19 protein-coding genes are annotated in these 17,392 nt (G+C 69.3%); 14 read left to right on the top strand and 5 right to left on the bottom strand.

Translation table 11 applies throughout. The features are described from left to right. The first annotated feature begins 43 nt into the window (after positions 1 to 43). Entirely contained in the window at positions 44 to 991 is a 948-nt protein-coding gene (locus tag V5O40_RS02380) for a helix-turn-helix transcriptional regulator (protein ID WP_456299384.1), read from the top strand. Between the two features lie 220 nt (positions 992 to 1,211). On the opposite strand, the gene V5O40_RS02375 is transcribed toward V5O40_RS02380, so the two are convergent. Continuing rightward, positions 1,212 to 1,871 (bottom strand): class I SAM-dependent methyltransferase, encoded by a 660-nt coding sequence (locus V5O40_RS02375; protein WP_332903899.1) that lies wholly within the window; start codon positions 1,869 to 1,871, stop codon positions 1,212 to 1,214. A gap of 294 nt (positions 1,872 to 2,165) precedes the next feature. Here V5O40_RS02375 and V5O40_RS02370 point away from each other — a divergent pair, with 294 nt between their 5' ends. Continuing rightward, positions 2,166 to 2,771 carry a hypothetical protein gene (locus V5O40_RS02370; protein WP_332903898.1) on the top strand — a complete coding sequence of 202 codons (606 nt, stop codon included), beginning with the start codon at positions 2,166 to 2,168 and terminating at the stop codon, positions 2,769 to 2,771. 266 nt (positions 2,772 to 3,037) lie between these two features. Further along, complete coding sequence (locus V5O40_RS02365) at positions 3,038 to 3,724, top strand: HAD family hydrolase (protein ID WP_332903897.1); 687 nt, start codon at positions 3,038 to 3,040, stop codon at positions 3,722 to 3,724. A gap of 46 nt (positions 3,725 to 3,770) precedes the next feature. On the opposite strand, the gene V5O40_RS02360 is transcribed toward V5O40_RS02365, so the two are convergent. Beyond that, positions 3,771 to 4,358, bottom strand: a complete 588-nt coding sequence (locus V5O40_RS02360) for a TetR/AcrR family transcriptional regulator (RefSeq protein WP_332903896.1) — start codon at positions 4,356 to 4,358, stop codon at positions 3,771 to 3,773. A gap of 146 nt (positions 4,359 to 4,504) precedes the next feature. Between V5O40_RS02360 and V5O40_RS02355 the strand changes: the two genes are divergently transcribed. The 6 genes from V5O40_RS02355 to V5O40_RS02330 all read left to right on the top strand — a co-directional run bounded on the left by V5O40_RS02355 (position 4,505) and on the right by V5O40_RS02330 (position 10,640). Next, complete coding sequence (locus V5O40_RS02355; RefSeq protein WP_332903895.1) at positions 4,505 to 5,524, top strand: aldo/keto reductase; 1,020 nt, start codon at positions 4,505 to 4,507, stop codon at positions 5,522 to 5,524. A gap of 709 nt (positions 5,525 to 6,233) precedes the next feature. Then, on the top strand, positions 6,234 to 7,700 hold the full coding sequence (locus V5O40_RS02350) for an alpha/beta fold hydrolase (protein ID WP_332903894.1): 1,467 nt from the start codon (positions 6,234 to 6,236) through the stop codon (positions 7,698 to 7,700). Continuing rightward, positions 7,669 to 8,514 carry a VOC family protein gene (locus V5O40_RS02345; RefSeq protein WP_332903893.1) on the top strand — a complete coding sequence of 282 codons (846 nt, stop codon included), beginning with the start codon at positions 7,669 to 7,671 and terminating at the stop codon, positions 8,512 to 8,514. Before V5O40_RS02350 ends, V5O40_RS02345 begins: the two co-directional genes overlap by 32 nt. A gap of 89 nt (positions 8,515 to 8,603) precedes the next feature. Then, positions 8,604 to 8,987, top strand: a complete 384-nt coding sequence (locus V5O40_RS02340) for a hypothetical protein (protein ID WP_332903892.1) — start codon at positions 8,604 to 8,606, stop codon at positions 8,985 to 8,987. 166 nt (positions 8,988 to 9,153) lie between these two features. Further along, complete coding sequence (locus tag V5O40_RS02335) at positions 9,154 to 9,636, top strand: RNA polymerase sigma factor (RefSeq protein ID WP_332903891.1); 483 nt, start codon at positions 9,154 to 9,156, stop codon at positions 9,634 to 9,636. A gap of 11 nt (positions 9,637 to 9,647) precedes the next feature. Beyond that, on the top strand, positions 9,648 to 10,640 hold the full coding sequence (locus V5O40_RS02330; protein ID WP_332903890.1) for a hypothetical protein: 993 nt from the start codon (positions 9,648 to 9,650) through the stop codon (positions 10,638 to 10,640). A gap of 390 nt (positions 10,641 to 11,030) precedes the next feature. Here the strand turns inward: V5O40_RS02330 and V5O40_RS02325 are convergent, their stop codons facing one another. Beyond that, complete coding sequence (locus tag V5O40_RS02325) at positions 11,031 to 11,300, bottom strand: hypothetical protein (protein ID WP_332903889.1); 270 nt, start codon at positions 11,298 to 11,300, stop codon at positions 11,031 to 11,033. Between the two features lie 118 nt (positions 11,301 to 11,418). Then, positions 11,419 to 12,240, bottom strand: coding sequence for a DUF4184 family protein (locus V5O40_RS02320; RefSeq protein WP_332903888.1), 822 nt, complete (start codon positions 12,238 to 12,240; stop codon positions 11,419 to 11,421). Positions 12,241 to 12,539: 299 nt separating this feature from the next. Between V5O40_RS02320 and V5O40_RS02315 the strand changes: the two genes are divergently transcribed. From V5O40_RS02315 to V5O40_RS02295, 5 genes are all read left to right on the top strand, one after another. Continuing rightward, complete coding sequence (locus V5O40_RS02315; RefSeq protein WP_332903887.1) at positions 12,540 to 13,037, top strand: response regulator transcription factor; 498 nt, start codon at positions 12,540 to 12,542, stop codon at positions 13,035 to 13,037. 71 nt (positions 13,038 to 13,108) lie between these two features. After that, on the top strand, positions 13,109 to 13,825 hold the full coding sequence (locus tag V5O40_RS02310) for a hypothetical protein (RefSeq protein WP_332903886.1): 717 nt from the start codon (positions 13,109 to 13,111) through the stop codon (positions 13,823 to 13,825). A gap of 174 nt (positions 13,826 to 13,999) precedes the next feature. Continuing rightward, the gene (locus V5O40_RS02305; protein WP_332903885.1) at positions 14,000 to 14,779 is read left to right on the top strand and encodes a hypothetical protein; all 780 of its coding nucleotides are present in this window, start codon (positions 14,000 to 14,002) and stop codon (positions 14,777 to 14,779) included. Between the two features lie 312 nt (positions 14,780 to 15,091). Further along, entirely contained in the window at positions 15,092 to 16,015 is a 924-nt protein-coding gene (locus V5O40_RS02300; protein WP_332903884.1) for an AEC family transporter, read from the top strand. A gap of 86 nt (positions 16,016 to 16,101) precedes the next feature. Next, complete coding sequence (locus tag V5O40_RS02295; protein WP_332903883.1) at positions 16,102 to 16,605, top strand: GNAT family N-acetyltransferase; 504 nt, start codon at positions 16,102 to 16,104, stop codon at positions 16,603 to 16,605. A 304-nt stretch (positions 16,606 to 16,909) separates the two neighbouring features. On the opposite strand, the gene V5O40_RS02290 is transcribed toward V5O40_RS02295, so the two are convergent. Continuing rightward, the gene (locus V5O40_RS02290) at positions 16,910 to 17,335 is read right to left on the bottom strand and encodes a winged helix-turn-helix transcriptional regulator (protein WP_332903882.1); all 426 of its coding nucleotides are present in this window, start codon (positions 17,333 to 17,335) and stop codon (positions 16,910 to 16,912) included. Positions 17,336 to 17,392: the final 57 nt, after the last annotated feature.

The following is a 17,392-nucleotide window of genomic DNA, read 5'->3' as shown; positions in this document are numbered from 1 at the left end:
AACCGGTCACCTCCTGACCGGTTTCCCTGGGAGAGTTGTCCGAGTGCGAGCCGACCGGTTGATGGCAATCCTCCTGCTGCTGCAACATCGTGAGCAGGTGACCGCAGCGGAGGTCGCCCGAGAGTTGGAGATCTCCGAACGCACCGCCCGTCGCGACCTCGACGCCCTGGGCATGGCCGGGGTGCCGGTGTACGCCATCCAGGGCCGGGGCGGCGGCTGGCGCCTCGTGGGCGGCGCCCGCACCGACCTGTCCGGATTGACCGCGAGTGAGGCCCGTGCCCTGTTCCTGGTCGCCGGCCCGGCCTCGGCGGCGACGCCGGCCGTGAAAACGGCGCTACGCAAGCTCGTCCACGCCCTACCGGAACCCTTCCGGATGCAGGCCGAGGCGGCAGCGTCGTCGCGCGTCCTGGACCCGCGACGATGGGGAGCGAGCCGGATCGAGCCCCGACCACCCCGCTTCCTCGACGCGCTCCAGGACGCGGTGATCCGCGGCGTCCAGGTCCGGCTCGGCTACGTCGACCGGGAAGGCACCGGTACCGTGCGAACCGTCCACCCGCTGGGCATCGTCGCCAAAGGCCCGTCGTGGTACCTCGTCGCCAACGCCGAGGCCGGTCGGCGGACCTTCCGGATCGACCGCGTGTCATCCGCCGACCCGACCGGCGACCCGGTGCACCGGCCGGAGGACTTCGACCTCGCCGAGAGTTGGCGCGCGATCGCCGACGACGTCGACCGCAAACGAACACCTCTCGAAGCCCGGGCGGTGTGCGCGCCCCAGGCGATAGGCATACTCCGGATCGGATTCGGCGGTCGGCTCGAAGTCGGAGGCGCCACGACCGACGGCCGCATCGAGGTCGTGATCCGCGGCAACGACGAACACACCCTCGCCGGCGAGCTTGCCGGGCTCGTCGAATGGATCGACGTCACCGGCCCGCCGGCTGTGCGCGACCACCTGGCCTCGATCGGCAACGCGCTCGTCGAGCGATACGCCTGAGACCGGCAGCATCAGCGGCGTGACGCCCCCCATCGTCCGGCACACGATCTGACCGGTTCCCCAGCTACTTCGGCGGGAACTGGAACGCCCTGGCGTACAGGTACACGGTCACGGCATCGGGTGCGTCGAGGTCGACCAGGAGGGCTCGGCTTGTGCACGGTTCCCGGCTGATCCTTCCCTCAGCCGTTGCCTCCAACCCGACTCGCGGCGAATCCCCGCACTACGCGGCCCTGGAGCCGGTCTTGCGGACCAGCATGTACCCGTACGGCGGCTCTGCCTCCTCGGGCGGAGTGCTGCCCTGGAAGACCAGGGCGAACCCGGCCGCGGAGAACCGGTCCTCCATCTCGCCGGCCGAGAGCCAGTACCGATCGAAGTCGACGCCGAGACTGCCGACGCGGCTACCGGGAGCGTTACGATGCCCCGTCCCGTCGCCGTGCTTGAACGCCGCCACCAGGTAGCCGCCCGGCCGCACGACCCGGGCCAGCTCGGCGAACGCCCGTACCCGGGCGTCCGGCGCCAGGAAGATCAACGAATACCAGCACACCACCCCGGCCAGCGACGCGTCCCCGAACGGCAGTTCCCGCAGATCCGCGACCGCGTACCCGAAACCCGGATGCTCCCGCCGCGCCACCTCCACCATCCCGGACGACAGATCCACCCCGCACGGCGACAGGCCCCGGCCCGCGAGGTACGGAAGGAGTCGTCCGGTGCCGCAGCCCACGTCCGCGACCTCCACACCCACCGTCAAGGTCAGCTCGGCGAACAGGTCCAGCATCGTCCGCTCGACCGGCATGCTCTCCAGCACCCCGACCAGGTTCTCCGCATACCACTCCGACAACACATTGTGCGCGTCCCGCAGTTCCTCCGTACCGGCGTCCATCCTCCGCTGCCCCTCCCCGTCCTCGGCGGTCGCGGCGGCGAACCTACCTCAGAACGCGGAGCTGAACAGAAGGAAACGCCGCAGGACGCTGTTGACGACGGCGGGTCGGTCGTCGATGTCCGGGCCGCGAGCCGTTCGTGTCGCTGCCAGCTGACCGCACTGGCGTCGGGGTCAGCGAGCCGGGTGCGAACGAGCCGGCATGGTGCGTCGCGTCGCGCAGACCGACAGGCTCACGGTGACCTACCTGGCGCTCAGGGGAGTCCGCGCTGAGGCGCGCTCACTGAGGAGTCTGCCATGGCATTTGCGCCGGCTCTGGTCACCGGGCAACCGATCTGGGACATGCTCGGTACCAAAATGCCGAGCGGGCTCCTCGGGCTGAGCGACCCCGACGTCCATCTGATCGACGGCCGCTGGGTCATGTTCATCGGCGGGTTCTCCACCAGTTTCCGTAACCGGCTCTACCAGGCACGCCTGCCCGCCAACACCGGACCAGAGCAGGCCGGCTGGGTGCTCGACCGGCGTCCGATCAGCACCGACCCGCCCAAAGGGGCGTGGGACGCGGGCGGCATGCACACCCCGAGCTACGTGCCACCCCACCACGCACACAGCGCGCGCATCTACTACGCGGGCCGCGGCGGCGCACGGCACTACGGCCGGGGCAGCGCGTACGCGATCGTCCTGAGCCTCGTCGTGTCCTCACTCGCGGGGGCCGTGGCTCCCGCCTACTATGGCGGGACAGCGGAAGGGCACCCGGACTGCCTACCATCGACGCGTGATTTCTGTAGCGGCCCGCGCCGTCGCGTACGCCCAGTGGATCAGGCCCGTGCTGCCGTTCCACGGCCACGAGCACGGTATATCCGAGCAGATCGTGCTACGACCTGCTCGCCGGGCGGACGCTGACGGAGCAGGAACAGGAACGGCTCGATCGGTGCCTCCACGGCGCGTACGGGTAATTCGCCCGTATGGACGGCACGGCCGGGTCGGAGCCGACCCGAGAGGCCCCGCATTTGAGGCGTCATCTCGAAAGACTGGGCGTTGACCCGGGTCGTATGGTGCTCATCGGGGACAGCGTCGACGGCGGGGCCGGCGCAGACCCCGTCGGCGGTCGCCGTGATGACGCCGCAGCGGCCGGCCAGCCCGGTGTGCGCCGCAGCGAAGGCGGAGGCGTGACGGACTTCGGGGCGGTGCTATTCGACTGGCGGGGCACCCTCGTCACCACACTGGGCTACGAGGACTGGGTGCGTACGGCGCTGCGGCAGCTGGGTCGCGATGACCACACGGTCGTCGTACGCCGGATCATGGCGGCAATCGTCGGCGCGGCGGGAGAACCGAACCGGCTGGATCCGCCGGGGCTCGACTGCGACGCCGTTTTTCATCGCGACACGTACCACCGGGTCTTCGCAGACGCGGGGCTCGATCCCGCCCTGTCCGAGGCGCTGTACTCGGTGGAGTCCGACGCCACCCACAACCCGTTCGCGGTGGACGCGGTACCGGTGCTCCGGGGGATCGCCGAGCATGGTTTGCCGATCGGAGTGGTCAGTGACATTCACTTCGACCTGCGCCCGGCCTTCGCCGCCGCCGGCATCGCCGACGTCGTCTCCGCCTTCGTGCTCTCGTACGAGCACGGGGTCCAGAAGCCGGATCCAGCGATCTTCCGGCGCGCCGCCGACGAAATCGGCGTTCCGCCCGAGCGAACCCTGATGGTCGGCGACCGGCATGGCTACGACGGCGGTGCCGTCGAGGTCGGGATGACCACACTGCTGCTCCCGCCGCTGCGGGACGTCCGTGCGGAGCGGCTGCACCTGGCCGCCCGGCTGCTCGGGGTACCCGTCGGCAAGTCCTGCGCGACGTGACGGCGGCAGCTTTCCCCGCCGCCGGTTCGCGGCCTACCGGATCAAGCTAGCGGACGCGAAGCCCGGCGACGAGGAGGTCGACCAGGCGGCGTGCGTCGTATCGAGGGTCGTTGCCCGCGCCGATGCAGAGATTGCCGACGCCGCGTAGCAGTCCGTAGGCGTCCATGTCGGGGCGGATCTCGTTGGCGGCGACAGCGGCGTCGAGGAGTTTGTCGCAGACCGGGACGAGCCGGTCGAGGAAGTAGGCGTGCAGGGTCTGGAAGGCGGCGTCGTCGGACTGGAGCGCGGCGGCGAGGCCGTGCTTGGTGACCAGGAAGTCGACGAACAGGTCGATCCACTGCGCCAGGGCGGCGTGCGGTGTGTCGCTGTCGGCCAGTAGGGCCGGCCCCGCCTCGGCGCACGCCTCGATCTGGTGCCGGTAGACGGCGACGATGAGGTCGGCCCGGCTGGGGAAGTGGCGGTAGATCGTGCCCACGCCGACGCCCGCCCGCGCGGCGATGTCCCGCACGGGGACGTCGACGCCGGAGGTGACGAACGCCGCGGCGGCGGCGTCGAGCAGGGCCCTCTCGTTGCGCCGGGCGTCGGCCCGCTTGCGCGGGACCGGTTGCTCCGAGCCGCTGTCGGCATCGGCCACGTCGAGTTACCTCCGTCACCTCGTTTGGCATCCGGAACGTTGTTCCGTATCGTGTTTACCGGAACGCCGCTCCGCTTGCTCAGCATAATGAACCGGGCGGGCTGCCACCAAACCAACACCGCCGGACGTCTGTGAGGAGAACAGTCATGCGGTACCGCCCCTTGGGTCGCACTGGTGTGCAGGTCAGCACCCTCGTACTCGGCGCAATGAACTTCGGCAAGATCGGCAACACCACCGTCGACGACGCCACCGCCATCGTCGACGCGGCACTCGATGCGGGGATCAACCTCATCGACACCGCCGACGCGTACAGCGGCGGCCAGTCCGAGGAGATGGTCGGCAAGGCCATCGCCGGCCGCCGCGACGACGTCGTCCTGGCCACCAAGGCGACCCTGCCGATGGGCGACGGCCCCAACCAGCGGGGCGGCTCCCGCCGCTGGCTGGTCACCGCACTGGAGAACAGTCTGCGCCGCCTCGGCGTCGACCACGTCGACCTCTACCAGATGCACCGGTGGGATCCGACGACCAGCGACGACGAGACGCTGTCGGCGCTGACGGACCTGCAGCGCGCCGGCAAGATCCGCTACTTCGGCTCCTCGACCTTCCCCGCCTACCGCATCGTGCAGGCGCAGTGGGCCGCCCGCGAGGGACGTCTGAGCCGGTACGTGACCGAGCAGCCGAACTACTCGATCCTGCAGCGTGGCATCGAGACCCACGTGCTGCCCGTGACACAGGAGTACGGCATGGGCGTGCTCGCCTGGAGCCCGCTGGCATCGGGCTGGCTGTCCGGCGCGATCCGCGCCGGCCAGGAAATCAGCACGAACCGCTCCAGCTTCATGCAACAGCGCTTCGACGTCAGCATCCCCGCCAACCGCGCCAAGCTCGACGCCGTCGAACAACTCGCCACAGTCGCCGACGAGGCCGGCCTCAGCATGATCCAGCTCGCGCTCGGCTTCGTCACCGCGCATCCGGGCGTGACCAGCGCGATCATCGGCCCCCGCACGATGGACCACCTCGGCTCGCAGCTCGCCGCGGCGGACACGGTGCTCTCGGCCGACATCCTCGACGCGATCGACGCGATCGTGGCTCCCGGCATCGACCTCGCCGCTCAGGAGAAGAACGACACCCCGCCCGCTCTGCTCGAGCCGGCGCTGCGCCGCCGCTGACCACTCCCAATGGCAGCGACCAGCCGGCAGACGGGCGTGCGCCCGCGCGACCGTCTGCCGCTGACCCGCCACGGCCAAACCGTCAAGGCTCCGCCGAAAGGAGGAACAGCCCCATGCCAAGCGATGCTGGTTTCGAGCACATCGTGCTCGCCCTGCCGGCACCCTTCCCCGCCGGCGTTGCGCGTTGGGCCGCAGATGAGCTGATCACCCCGTCGACCGAACAGCGGCCCTGACCGATCGGCCCGAATTGATCCCGAGTCTCGATTGCTGCCGGCCGCTTCTGGTCGGCCGGGTCGCAGGAGGCCTCCGGGAGGCGCAACGGGACACCGGAGGGCCGCTCCCCCGGCCGAGGGAGCGCATTCACCGTTGCCGGGGAGGAGAGCCCGTACGTCACCGGAGACCCTTGGTTGATGACTGACGGTACTGCCAGCCCGGGCGGTGACAGCGACATCTGTCGCCCGGATCCGCGCGTGGGCGCTGGCGTGCGCGACGCTGCCCACATGGGCGGGGTCGGGAGCGGTGGGAGTCGGTGCCGCCCTCGCGGTGCTGATCGGGCGTGCGGTCCGCGTCCCTGCCCGCCACCCGACCGCTGGCGGCTGGGCGACGGTTCACCGGCTCCTGGCGGTGATCCCCGCCGGCTACACCCTCGCCACCGGCCTGACAGGGAGTCCGTCACAGTTCCCCATCCCGCCGACCGATCGGCATGGTCATGCGTACCACTGAACCCGGCCGCGGCTGGGCCGCCGCACCGTCACCGTGGGCGGTCTGGGCTGCCTACGCCGTCCCGCTCTGCGTCCTGCCGTCCGCGCTCTGGCGGCTGTCCCTGCTGATCACGGACGAGACCGTCACCACGTGGTACATGATCTTCTTGTCCGCGCTGTCGACGGGGCTGGCGCTGGCGACGCTCGGGCTGGTGCACCGCTGGGGACAACGGGTGCCCCATTGGGTACCCGTGCTCGGCGGCCGGTGGATCCCGGCGCGCCCCGTCGTGGTCGCCGCCCTGACCGGCGGCTGGTTGCTGGTCGCCATCTGCGGCTACTTCGTACTGAACCAGATGTTCAACTTCGTACCCCCGGGCGCACTCGGGACGGGCCGGGAGGAGCCGTACCATCCCGCTCCCGGCTGGGAGATGCTCCGGTACTACGCCCCGCTGCTCGCCTGGGGTCCGCTCGTCATCGCCGTGGCCACCGACTACCGCCGACGCCAGCTGGACCATCGGCTGTCGGACCGCCGACGTCTTGGGATTCGGTCCGGCACAGGCCGCGATACTGTCGCCATGGGCCTGGACGTGCGCAGCGACGACAACTGCCACCTGTGGGCCGATCAGTCCGGCGTCGGGTCGCCGCTGGTGCTCTGTCACGGCGGTCCGGGTCTGTGGGACTACCTCGCCCCGGTCGCCCGACTGCTCGACGAGTATGCCCACACCATCCGCTGGGACCAACGCGGCTGCGGACGCTCGCAGCGGCGCGGACCGTACAGCGTGGCCCGTTTCGTCGCCGACCTCGACGCGGTACGCGACCAACTGGCCGGACCGGGCATGGCGCTGCTGGGCCACTCGTGGGGTGCGCACCTGGCGTTGCGGTACGCCATCGAGCACCCCGACCGGGTCAGCCACCTGATCTACGTGTCCGGAACCGGCATCGACCCCGAACGCCGCTGGCACCCGCACTACGAACGGAACCTGAGACAGCGCCTCGGACACCACCTGGACCGCTGGGAGGCGCTCGGCGTCCACGCCCGCACGCCCGCGCAACAACGCGAACGGGCGGTACTGCAATGGTCGGCCGACTTCGCCGACCAGTCCACCGCCCTGCGGCACGCCGAACACATGGCCACCCCATGGCTGGGCATCAACCAGGACTGCAACCAGGCCCTCAACGCCGAGGTCAAGCACGAACTCAAGGACTCCGACCTGATCGTGCGGTGCCGAACGCTCGACCTACCCGTACTGATCATCGACGGCACCGAGGACATCCGTCCCCGCTGGGCCGTCGACACACTGCACGAAGCGCTGCCAAACAGTCGACGGGTGAGCCTCGCCGGCTCCGGCCACCTGCCCTGGGTCGAGAACCCGCACGACTTCCGACAGGCGGTAACCACCTTCCTACGGCATCCACACCGTCCGACGGACCACCGACAAACCGGTGCACAACATCAAAGTCGGCCGGCCTCGTAGGGTCGCCGTCGCCGGCACCACTGGCGGATTGACACTCAATTCGATGAGGCGCACGGGCAGTCCTGCGGATCGTGTCGGTGGGCTGGGGCACGATGTGGCCATGACCGTGACAGCTCGCCTGGACCTGGCCATCTTCGACGCTGCGGATATCGCCATGGTCGGCTTGTTCTATGCCGAGTTGGCCGGCTGGGACATCGTCCGTCAGGATCCTGACCGGTTCGGCATTCGGACTCCGGACGGTCAGGAGATCGAATTTCAGCGCGCACCTGACCATGTCGGGCCGCGGTGGCCTGGGCAGGAACGCCCGCAACAGTTCCACCTGGACCTGCAGACCGACGATCCCCAGGCGCAGGCCGAACGGGCCGTCGCCCTCGGTGCGGTCCGGTTGACCGACGGTCCTAGCTGGATCACCCTGGCCGACCCGGCCGGTCATCCGTTCGATCTCTGCCAGGCGGACGGCGTCGGGCCGGTGATGAGGCTGTTCGCGGTGACGATCGACGCCCCCGACGCGTCAGCGCTGGCCCGCTTCTACGCCAGCCTCACCGGTATGGAGGTCACCTACGACGGCCCCGAGGGCGCGCTCGTCGCCGGTGACGGTAAGAGCCTGATGTTCCAGCGGATCAGCGACTACAACCCGCCCCGCTGGCCGGATCCGGCGTACCCACAGCAAGCCCATCTCGACCTCCTCGTCGACGATCTCGACGCAGGCGAGACCAGGGCAGTGGAGTTGGGCGCCCGCCGGCTCAGAGCCGGCGGTGAACGCTTCAGAGTCTTCACAGACCCGGCCGGCCACCCGTTCTGCCTCATCCGTTAGCGCGCCGGGACCACTGCCGTCCGGACGGAGGTGTCCGCCGGGCACCCTGGCGGTAGCGCCGGTGCGTCAACTCAGGGATGATCATCGTCATGTCCGAGCAAGATCTGGCCGGAACCTGGCGTCGCATCATCCGAGGCGACGGAAAGTCCTGGGTCGCGTTCGCCCACGGCACGTGCGTCGTACTACCAAACCCCGGACCCAGCGTTGACCTCGCCGCCCGGGCCGTCGACATCCTGCGCGAGTACGGCCCCGTCCACGCCGGCTCACCTGCCGGAGACTTCAGTACCATCACCCTCGATCCTGGTCCCGGATGGGTGGTTTCCAGCCACCACAACGACGTGTTGACCTACGTAGGGCCCGACGAGGTCTCGGACAACAGCGATCTGGCCGTTGGTCTGTACGGACGCACAAAGCGGAACCAGGACGGCCATGAGCTTGACGTCGTACACGTCGAGGACAAACGGCCGCGGTGAATCGGGGCAGAGGTTTCCGAACAGCTGCTCGCCGAGACCGGCTGATGACTACTCCGGCGGTGAGTTCGCGTAGGGTTCAACACATTTGTCACCGCCATCCTCATGATCCACGGAAGATCTTCCGTGCGGGGGTAAATGGATCGGGTCGCTTGTGCGTGAACCCCGTGTGGAACGAGAACGGAAGGACTTCGCGGACTTCTATCAGCGCTTCCGGGACAACTGCCTGCGTGCCGTACTAGCTGGTACGGGCGATCGCGCGCTGGCTGAGGATCTGGTCGCTGAGGCGTTCGCGCGAGCCTGGGCCTCCTGGCCAAAGCTGAGCCACCATCCGGCACCGGCGGCATGGGTGGTGCGCACCGCCCTCAACATCCGGGTGTCCTGGTGGCGGCGACGCCGGCGGGAGGTGGCCCTCGACGGGCATGAGCGGCCGTCCCTCATCGAGGACGACCTCGGCATGGACGACGCCCTGCTGGCCGCCGTTCGCCGGCTGCCGCAGCGGCAGCGTGAGGTGGTCGTGTTACGTATCTGGCTCGACCTGGACACCAGGTCCGTGGCTGCGGTGTTGGGCATCTCCGCCCAAACCGTAGCCGTCCATCTGTCCCGTGCCACCGCAACCCTGCGGGCGCAGCTCGCGCCCGCAGCCCGTTAGGAGATTCGACCATGAACGACGATGAGGTGTGGGACGCGGTGAAACAGACCCTTTCCGACGTACAGATGGATCGCCCGGTCGAGGCGATCGAGCAGCGCGGCCGAGCCCGGCGGCGCAAGCGCCACGCGCTCGGCCTGGCCGCCGGCGGTGGCGTCGCGGCCGTGGCAGCGCTCGCGCTGGCACTGCCGATGGCCACGGGAGCCGGCACGGCCCCGGCTCCGACCGTCCCGGACAGTCAGGCCGGGGCCGCCTCCCCGGCATCGGCCGGCAACACCAGGCTCGTGTCCCTGGCAACCAACCTCACCGCGGACGACGCTCCGCTGCCGGGCGACGCCTCGCTGATCGTCGAAAAGGTCGATGTCCGTCGGGGCACCGTCCCATCTCGTACCCGCTACCACCTGTACACCGACAGCGGGGAGTACTACTACACGGAGGCCAGGGACGAACTCCCACGGGTGATCGCTCGTGGCGAGAACCTCGGCAACGGCTTCCACACCCGAGGGGTGGCGGCGGCGCGGTACGCGGCAGCCGGTGACCTGGCCAAAGCCCGGGAACAGATGATCAACTCCGTGTACGACGAGGGAAAGCCCCCTACCGACGCCGAGCAGGACCGAACGGAGATCCTTCGGCAGAAGGGGGTCACAAACCCGGCGCCGCTTACCGATGAGGATCGGGAGAAGATCGCGGCCAACCACCTCTGGGTCAACAGCGTCGACGTGCTCTCCGCAGGGGGAGGCGACCCGAAGGTACGGGCCGGCGTGCTCCGCCTGATCTCCACCATCCCCGATGTCACCGTCGTGGATTCGACGACCGGCGGGCAGCCCACCCTGACCATCACCGCGAGGGTGTTCGGAGACGACACCCGACACGTGCTGACCATCAACGCTCAGACCGGGGTACCTGTCACGTCCAAGGTGACCTCCGCGGAGACAGGAACCTCCTTCGCGGGAACCTTCACGGTCTCCCGCGTGACGGTGGCCGACATCAGCGCCGGAACGTTCTGATCGTCGATCCCGCACCGTGCGCGCCGTCCGCACCACTGGACGGCGCGCACGACCACGCCTATGACAACCGCAGGACGACGTGCGCCCTCAACGCCACGATCCCGCTGGATGCTGCCGTCCTAAGTCACGTTCTGTAACGCGCGGTCGGTGGCATGTGCGTGCGTCATCGGCGCCCCTAAGCTCTTCCCGTCCTCGCCCAAGGTGCGGTGGCTCCGGATGACCGCCCCCGCGATCCCGCAGGAGAGGGTGGCAGCCCGCTCGAGCCGGGCCGAGTCCGGGGGACGCCTCGCCAATGGCGAGGTGTTCCCCGAGCCCTTTGTGAGCGGACAGCGGCAGAAGAGTGCGTCTCGGCGACCTCCATGGCGGACCGATGCCGGTCGTTGCTGTCGGCTAGCCTGTGGCGCCCGGCCAAGGATCGTCGAGGCGCCCGGCGGCGATCGCGCGTCGGGACTGTGCGTTGTTGCGGTACTGCAGGGGGATCACCGACAACGGCAGACGCCGCCCGGTCGACCGAGAACGCGCCCGCACCGGTCGAACGAAGCGACGCGGGCCCGGGCCGGTCGCGATCCACTCCGCCAAGGAAGCCTCTACCTCGCCGAACGGATGCTCGATCACCACAAGCACATCGTCGACATCCAACGACTCCCCGGCACCATCCATAAATCGACGATACGGCTCAGGCAGCAACCACGCAGTGCCCTCGGCGGCAGAAGCGGGTGTCGTTGCTGAAGGCGTTACCGGGTGAGCCCTCCGGTTCAGTGGCTGAGCTTCTGGTCGGTCATCGGGTTGGTTGGTCGTGCCGGGCCAGGACGGCGTAGCCTGCGGCGAGGACGATCGCGGCCGTTAGACCGGCGCCGCCTGCCTGGGTGACGGCGAGGAACACCATTCGCTGCGGGGTCACGTCCTGGGCGGCGGCCAGGGCGGCACCGCCGACGGCGGCGAGCCCGATGGTCAGCCAGGCGGCCACCATGAGTACCCGATTGGCGGCCGGCCGCTGCTCAGGCACCGGCGACTGCCTTCGCCACCACCGGAGCAGCCAGACCACGACCACGAGGGCTCCGACGACGGTGCTCATACGCTGTATCCAGCGATAGCCCGGCGTGCCGAGGTGCGTTTCCGCCAACCAGCCGATGTGGACGGCGCCCCACATCCCGTCGTGCGTGAACGAGTCCCACAGCACGTGCGTCAACGCACCGATCACCAGGGAAACGACCAGCGTCGCCGCGTAGCTGATGTTGGCACTCAGCTGCTGATACTCCGCCTCGGACAGCGCACGATCCAGCTCGAGCCAGCCGAGGCGATGAGCGATCTCGGCGTAGACGGAGGACGCGGCATCCCGCACGGCATCTGCCGGCAGGATCGTGCTGTAAGCGCCCATGACGCCCGTCGCAGTGAACGCGTCGCGGTCGCGTAGTCCCTCGCACTCCGCCCGCCACCGCGTCAGGCTCCCGTCCACGGCGGCCATCGCCTCCAGCAGAAGCCGTTCAGCCACCTCGTCCCTGCCGTACATCCCAGGGCGACGAAGCACACCGTTCACCTGCGTCAGGTGGTGACGACGCGCCTCACCGAGAACGAAATCAGAATGATCCCTGCTGCTCATTACCGCCGATCATGACATTTTCAACGAGCTGCGGGACATCCGCTCATCGGCAGAACCGAACGTCCGCGCCGAGCAAGGCTCTGCTACCGGCGGCGACGGTACGCGGTCCGCCTACGGGCTGAGGCGGCATGAGCGCGCACCCTTGACGCATCGTCAGGAGCCAGGGGCCCGACCTGAGGTTCTGATCTGTGGCAGATCGGTAGCGGTGACCGGCCACCGCAACCTCAAGGTGGAGCACGGCGAGAAGCAGGAGTTCCCAGGCTAGGCTCGACGCGGTTCCTGACCTCGGGGAGTTGCCGATGCACGTCACCACCTGGCTCCGATCACCGTCCATCCGCAGGCGCCTGTCCATCGCCGCCGTGCTGGTCAGCTGTTACGTCTGGGCGATCGTGATCGTTGGGCTGTCGTTCGCGATGGTGGAGCACGGCAGCGGACAATGGTGGGTGATCCCGATATTCGGCGCGTTCGTGCTGGCGATTGCGGTGCTGGCCGTCCGCTGGGTTCCTGCGGCACCGTCTCGGGCCCATACGGCACCAGCAGATCTGCCCGTACTCGTCGCCGCCCAGGGTCCGCCGCCGGTCGCCGTGCCGCGCAAGCCCGCCGGGACGCTCAGCTCGCGCGAGCTGGAGGTGCTGCACCACCTGGCGGCCGGCCACACCAACGCGGAGATCGCCAAGATGCTTTTCGTCGCGCCCGGCACGGTGAAGGCGCACCTCAACCACATTTTCCGCAAGCTCGAGGCGGCGAGCCGTCTGCAGGCCGTTGCCCACGCCCGCGAAGCCGGTCTGCTCGACTAAACCCATTTTAAACCGCCGGTAGACCCATCGGCAGATGCCTTACCCGGCGGTCCTTCCTAGCGTCCCGGGGCATGAAGCAGCGTATTGATCGGATCGCGTCGTTCGCCCTCGTCGCGGCATTTACGGTCGTGGTGCAAGGTCTGTCCCTGATGGAGTTCCTCCCACTGCCGATCGCACTGCTGATCGGAGCCGGCTGGGCGGTCCTCATCTGGCTCGCCTCGCGCTGGATCAGCCGCAGGCCGGCGCTGAGCGCATGGGCGGAGGACGGCCTCGTCGCGCTGGGCTGCGTAACCATGGCACTGTTCGCGTTCGGTGGCGCGATCGGGCTGATGATGCTGGGAACCGCGCTGGAAAGCTCCTCGATCACCGGAGAGACGATGGTGACGATGTTCCTGCCCAGCATTCCCATCGCGATCGCGGCCAACGTCCCCACCGAACTCGTCATCATCCCGGTTCTGCTGGTCCTCGGATGGCGTCCCGGCACCCGCCGGATCCTCTTCGTCACCGCGGCCGCGCTCTACTTCGTTCACCGGATCTGGACCTACCTCGTGTTCGCCCCCGACCGCCTGGACTTCGCCGCGGCAGAGCGGTCCACCACGGCGTTGACCGCGGCGGAGAAGGACCAGTTCACCGCAGCGCTGCATCTCGACGACCCCCGGTGGATCCTCAACCTGTTGATTTTCGCGGTCTTCCTACTGTCGGCGTTCTTCTCCCGGCTACGCTCGCCACAGCCCCGACCAGCCGCCTCCTGCACTGCGCGATGGACACACCACCGACGGCAGCGGTGAGCCGCCGTCCGCGACCGGCAGCCACCACCGCACACCGAGAGTCGGTACGGTCCGGTGGCGATCGCCTTGCCCGACCGTGGGCGGGGCGGGCAGGCTTGCCGGATGCGTCCGGGGATGGCAAGCCGTCGTCTGCCGGCGCTACGGCGCAGCCTGACGCACCCGACGGTTTGGTCGGTGCCGGCGATGGTGCTGCTCGTGCTCGTGGCCATGCCGTTCAACGACGCGTTCTACGGCTTCTTCGTCAACAACGACGCGCAGGGTGAGGCGCAGCAGCACGAGCTGATGCACGCCACGCGCATCTTCCGCTACACCTCCGGGCTCCTCTGCGGGCAGGTCCTGGCGTTGCTGGCCGGCACCGCCCTCGCCGCCCGGTACGCACAGGCGAGGGCGCTGGCGGTGGCGGTCCCGCTCTCGGTGCTCCTGGCCGGGGTGGCCGTCGCGGCCGCGTACCCGCTCGCCCGGGGCCGCGAGGTCGGATCCTTCACGACCCCGGCACTCGACGACCCGATCCTGGTGCGGGTCCTCCTGTCCGAGGTGGCCGCCTACCCGCTCTACGCCGCTGCCGGCGTCGGCCTCGGCGCGCTGCTCGGGGAGCGTCTGCGGCGACCCGCGACGCGCTGGCCGCTCGTGCTCCTGCTCCTACTCGGCTGGTTCGTCGCCACCATGACGGGACTGCTGCAGGACGACCGGTTCGCGGCGCCGTACGCGCTGCTGTGGACCGTCCCACCGATCGCGGCCGGCACGGCGATCGCACTGGCCGGACTGTCGACGGATGTCTGGGCCGTACCGCCCGTGACAGTGGGCGACTGGGGACGCGGCGCCAGCGCGGCCCTGCTGGTGAGCGCCGCCGCGTACGCCCTGGGGTTGAATTCGCTCGCCAGCTGGAACCGTCGCCGGGTGCTCCCCCGGACCGACCGGTTCGAACCCGACGGCAACCGGAGCACCCTGGAGTGAGCGCCCGTCCCGGGCACGACGCTCGGTGCGGGGCCCGGCACACCGGATCCTCGTTGCGTGGCGAGCGCAGCGTGCGTCGCGCGATCTGCGGCACAAGCAGACGTCTCGGCATGGTTCGTCGGCCTCGGGGCGTGTCACGCGTGGCGCAGGACGCCATCCCCCCTGGTCGTTACCGTTAGGATCTTGAGGGTTGCGCGTGCCTTCGTCGACTGGCGGGCTGATGAGCGTCGAACACGGACACGATCTTTCGTACGCCCCGGTCGTTCGCCAGTTCCTGGGCCGGCGTTTCGCCGGCCCGCCGGGGAGGCCCGGGTGAGATTGGTGTCGGCGTTCGTGCCGATCTGGGTTCTTACCTCGCTGGGCTACGCGGCCTGTCGTTGGGGCTTGCTGGGCGAGGCGGGGGCCTCGGTGCTCGGCCGGTTCGTGTTCCACCTTGCGATGCCGTCGGCGCTGTTCCTGACCCTGTCCCGAATGCCGCTCTCTGGGTTCGCCGGCCGCTCGTTGCTCGCCTTTGGGGTGAGCACGGCCACGGTCGTCGGTTTGGGGTGGGCGGGCGCGAGCTGGCTCTTCGATCGCGAGCCCGGTGAACGGCCGATCCGGGGTATGGCCGCCGGGTACGTGAACTCGGCGAACCTCGGCATCCCGATCGCCACGCAGGTTCTTGGCAACGTGTCGTTCCTGGCGGAGGTGGTGTTGCTGCAGGTGCTGGTGGTGACGCCGGTGATCCTGGTCGCCCTGGACCGGCACAGCGACCCGGCTGGGCGGGTGCGGGTCCGCCGTATCGCTTTCCTGCCGGTACGCAACCCGGTGATCCTGGCGTCCCTGCTCGGTGTCGCGTGCTCGGCTGCCGGCCTGCGTCCGCCGTCGGCCGTCGGCGCGTCGCTCGCCCTGCTGTCGGGTGCCGCCGTACCGGCCGCCCTGGTCGCGCTCGGTGCGTCGCTGCACCGCGCAGCGCCGTCGCGGGCGGAGCCGGCCGGGTCGGCCGAGTTGGCGATGATCACCGGGCTGAAACTCGTCGCACAGCCCCTTGTCGCGTACGCGGCCGGGCTGGCCCTGCACCTGTCCGCACCACAGCTGCTCGCCGTGGTGGTGTGCGCGGGCCTACCGACAGCGCAGAACACGTTCATCTTCGCCCAGGAGTACGGCGTCGGCGAAACGGTGGCCAACCGGGCGGTGCTGGTGACCACGACGCTGTCGCTGGCCACCCTGGCCGCGGTGGCGGCACTCCTCGGGTAGATCCGTCAACTGGCTGGTCCAGCGATCATGGACGCGCGCCCGTCCAGCACGTCGGACAACTTAATCCGTTGCCTGTTGTCCCCCCGATGCGGATGATCCGGTCCGTGGGCCTCGCGGATACCGGAAATGTGGATTCGCCGGCACCTCGGCGCGCTGCCCCCGAGGATGCCCGAGCGGTCGCCGACCTTCTCATCCGGTCCCGTCGGGCCGCGATCGGCGCCATCCCTGCCGCGGTCCACCCGGATGACGAGGTTCGCGAGTGGATCCGCGCCGTCGTCATTCCCGAGCGGGAAGTATGGCTGATGGAGGACGGGGACGGCCGACCACTGGCGGTGCTGGTGCTGGATGAGGGCTGGGTCGACCAGCTCTATGTCGACCCGGCCTGCATCGGCAGGGGGTTGGGCTCCCAGCTCATCGAGTTCGCGAAGTCCCGCCGGCCGGCGGGTCTACAGCTGTGGACGTTCGCGACCAACATCGGGGCCCAGCGGTTCTATCTTCGGCACGGTTTCAGGGTGGCGGAAACGACCGACGGGTCCGGCAACGAGGAGAAGGCGCCCGACATCCGCTTCGTCTGGTCGGCACGACCGTAGCCGCCGAGGGCCTCGACACGGTGACCGTTGCGCGGGCCGACGCCGGTGACCTGGCCTCGTACCGGCAGGCGGTGCCCGCCGACCAGCTCGTCATGGCGGGCGTCCTGGGCAACATCAGCGACGCCGACGTCCACACCACCGCTGGAGAACGGCAAGATATTTCAGTTCATCGCATGACGGCGAACCGGCGACTTGACGGTTCCGGGGACAGCGGTCTTTTGACTGACGACCATCCCAGCTCGGCGGGGTTGGGTGCGCCTCGGGGTGAGGGTCATCAGGAGCAGTCGCGCGGACCGTGGCCCGGCTATGGGCAGGGCCGGGTGGCTGTGTTCGCGGCGGGCACCTGGTCGAACTCGTCGCGGTTTCGGGCTATGTCGCGCTGATGGTCGCGGACCCAGCACACCAGTCCGTCCACGGCCTCGCTCAGTGAACGGCCGAGTGGCGTCAGGGCATATTCCACCCTCGGGGGTACGTGCGGGTACGCGGTCCGGGTCACCAACCCGTCGCGGGTGAGCCCGCGCAGCGTCTGACTGAGCATCCGTTGGGAAATGCCCGCGACCTGCTCGTGCAGCGCGGTGAAGCGCAGCGGACCGGACGCCAGGACCGTGATGGTCAGCAGCGTCCACTTGTCGCCGACCCGCGCCAGTACGTCACGGACGAGTTCGATCGTCCGTACACAGTTCGGCGCGACCCCGCGCTGTGCGAGTTCGGCGCCAAGGGAGCTTGTCATGGCTCGTTGTTCCCTATCCGTCAGTAACTGACTTCAAAGTGCGTATCGGAAAGCCGG

Origin of the sequence: Micromonospora palythoicola (assembly GCF_036689795.1) — a bacterium.
Taxonomy (GTDB): domain Bacteria; phylum Actinomycetota; class Actinomycetes; order Mycobacteriales; family Micromonosporaceae; genus Micromonospora; species Micromonospora palythoicola.
This window is presented reverse-complemented; position numbering and strand designations above follow the sequence as displayed.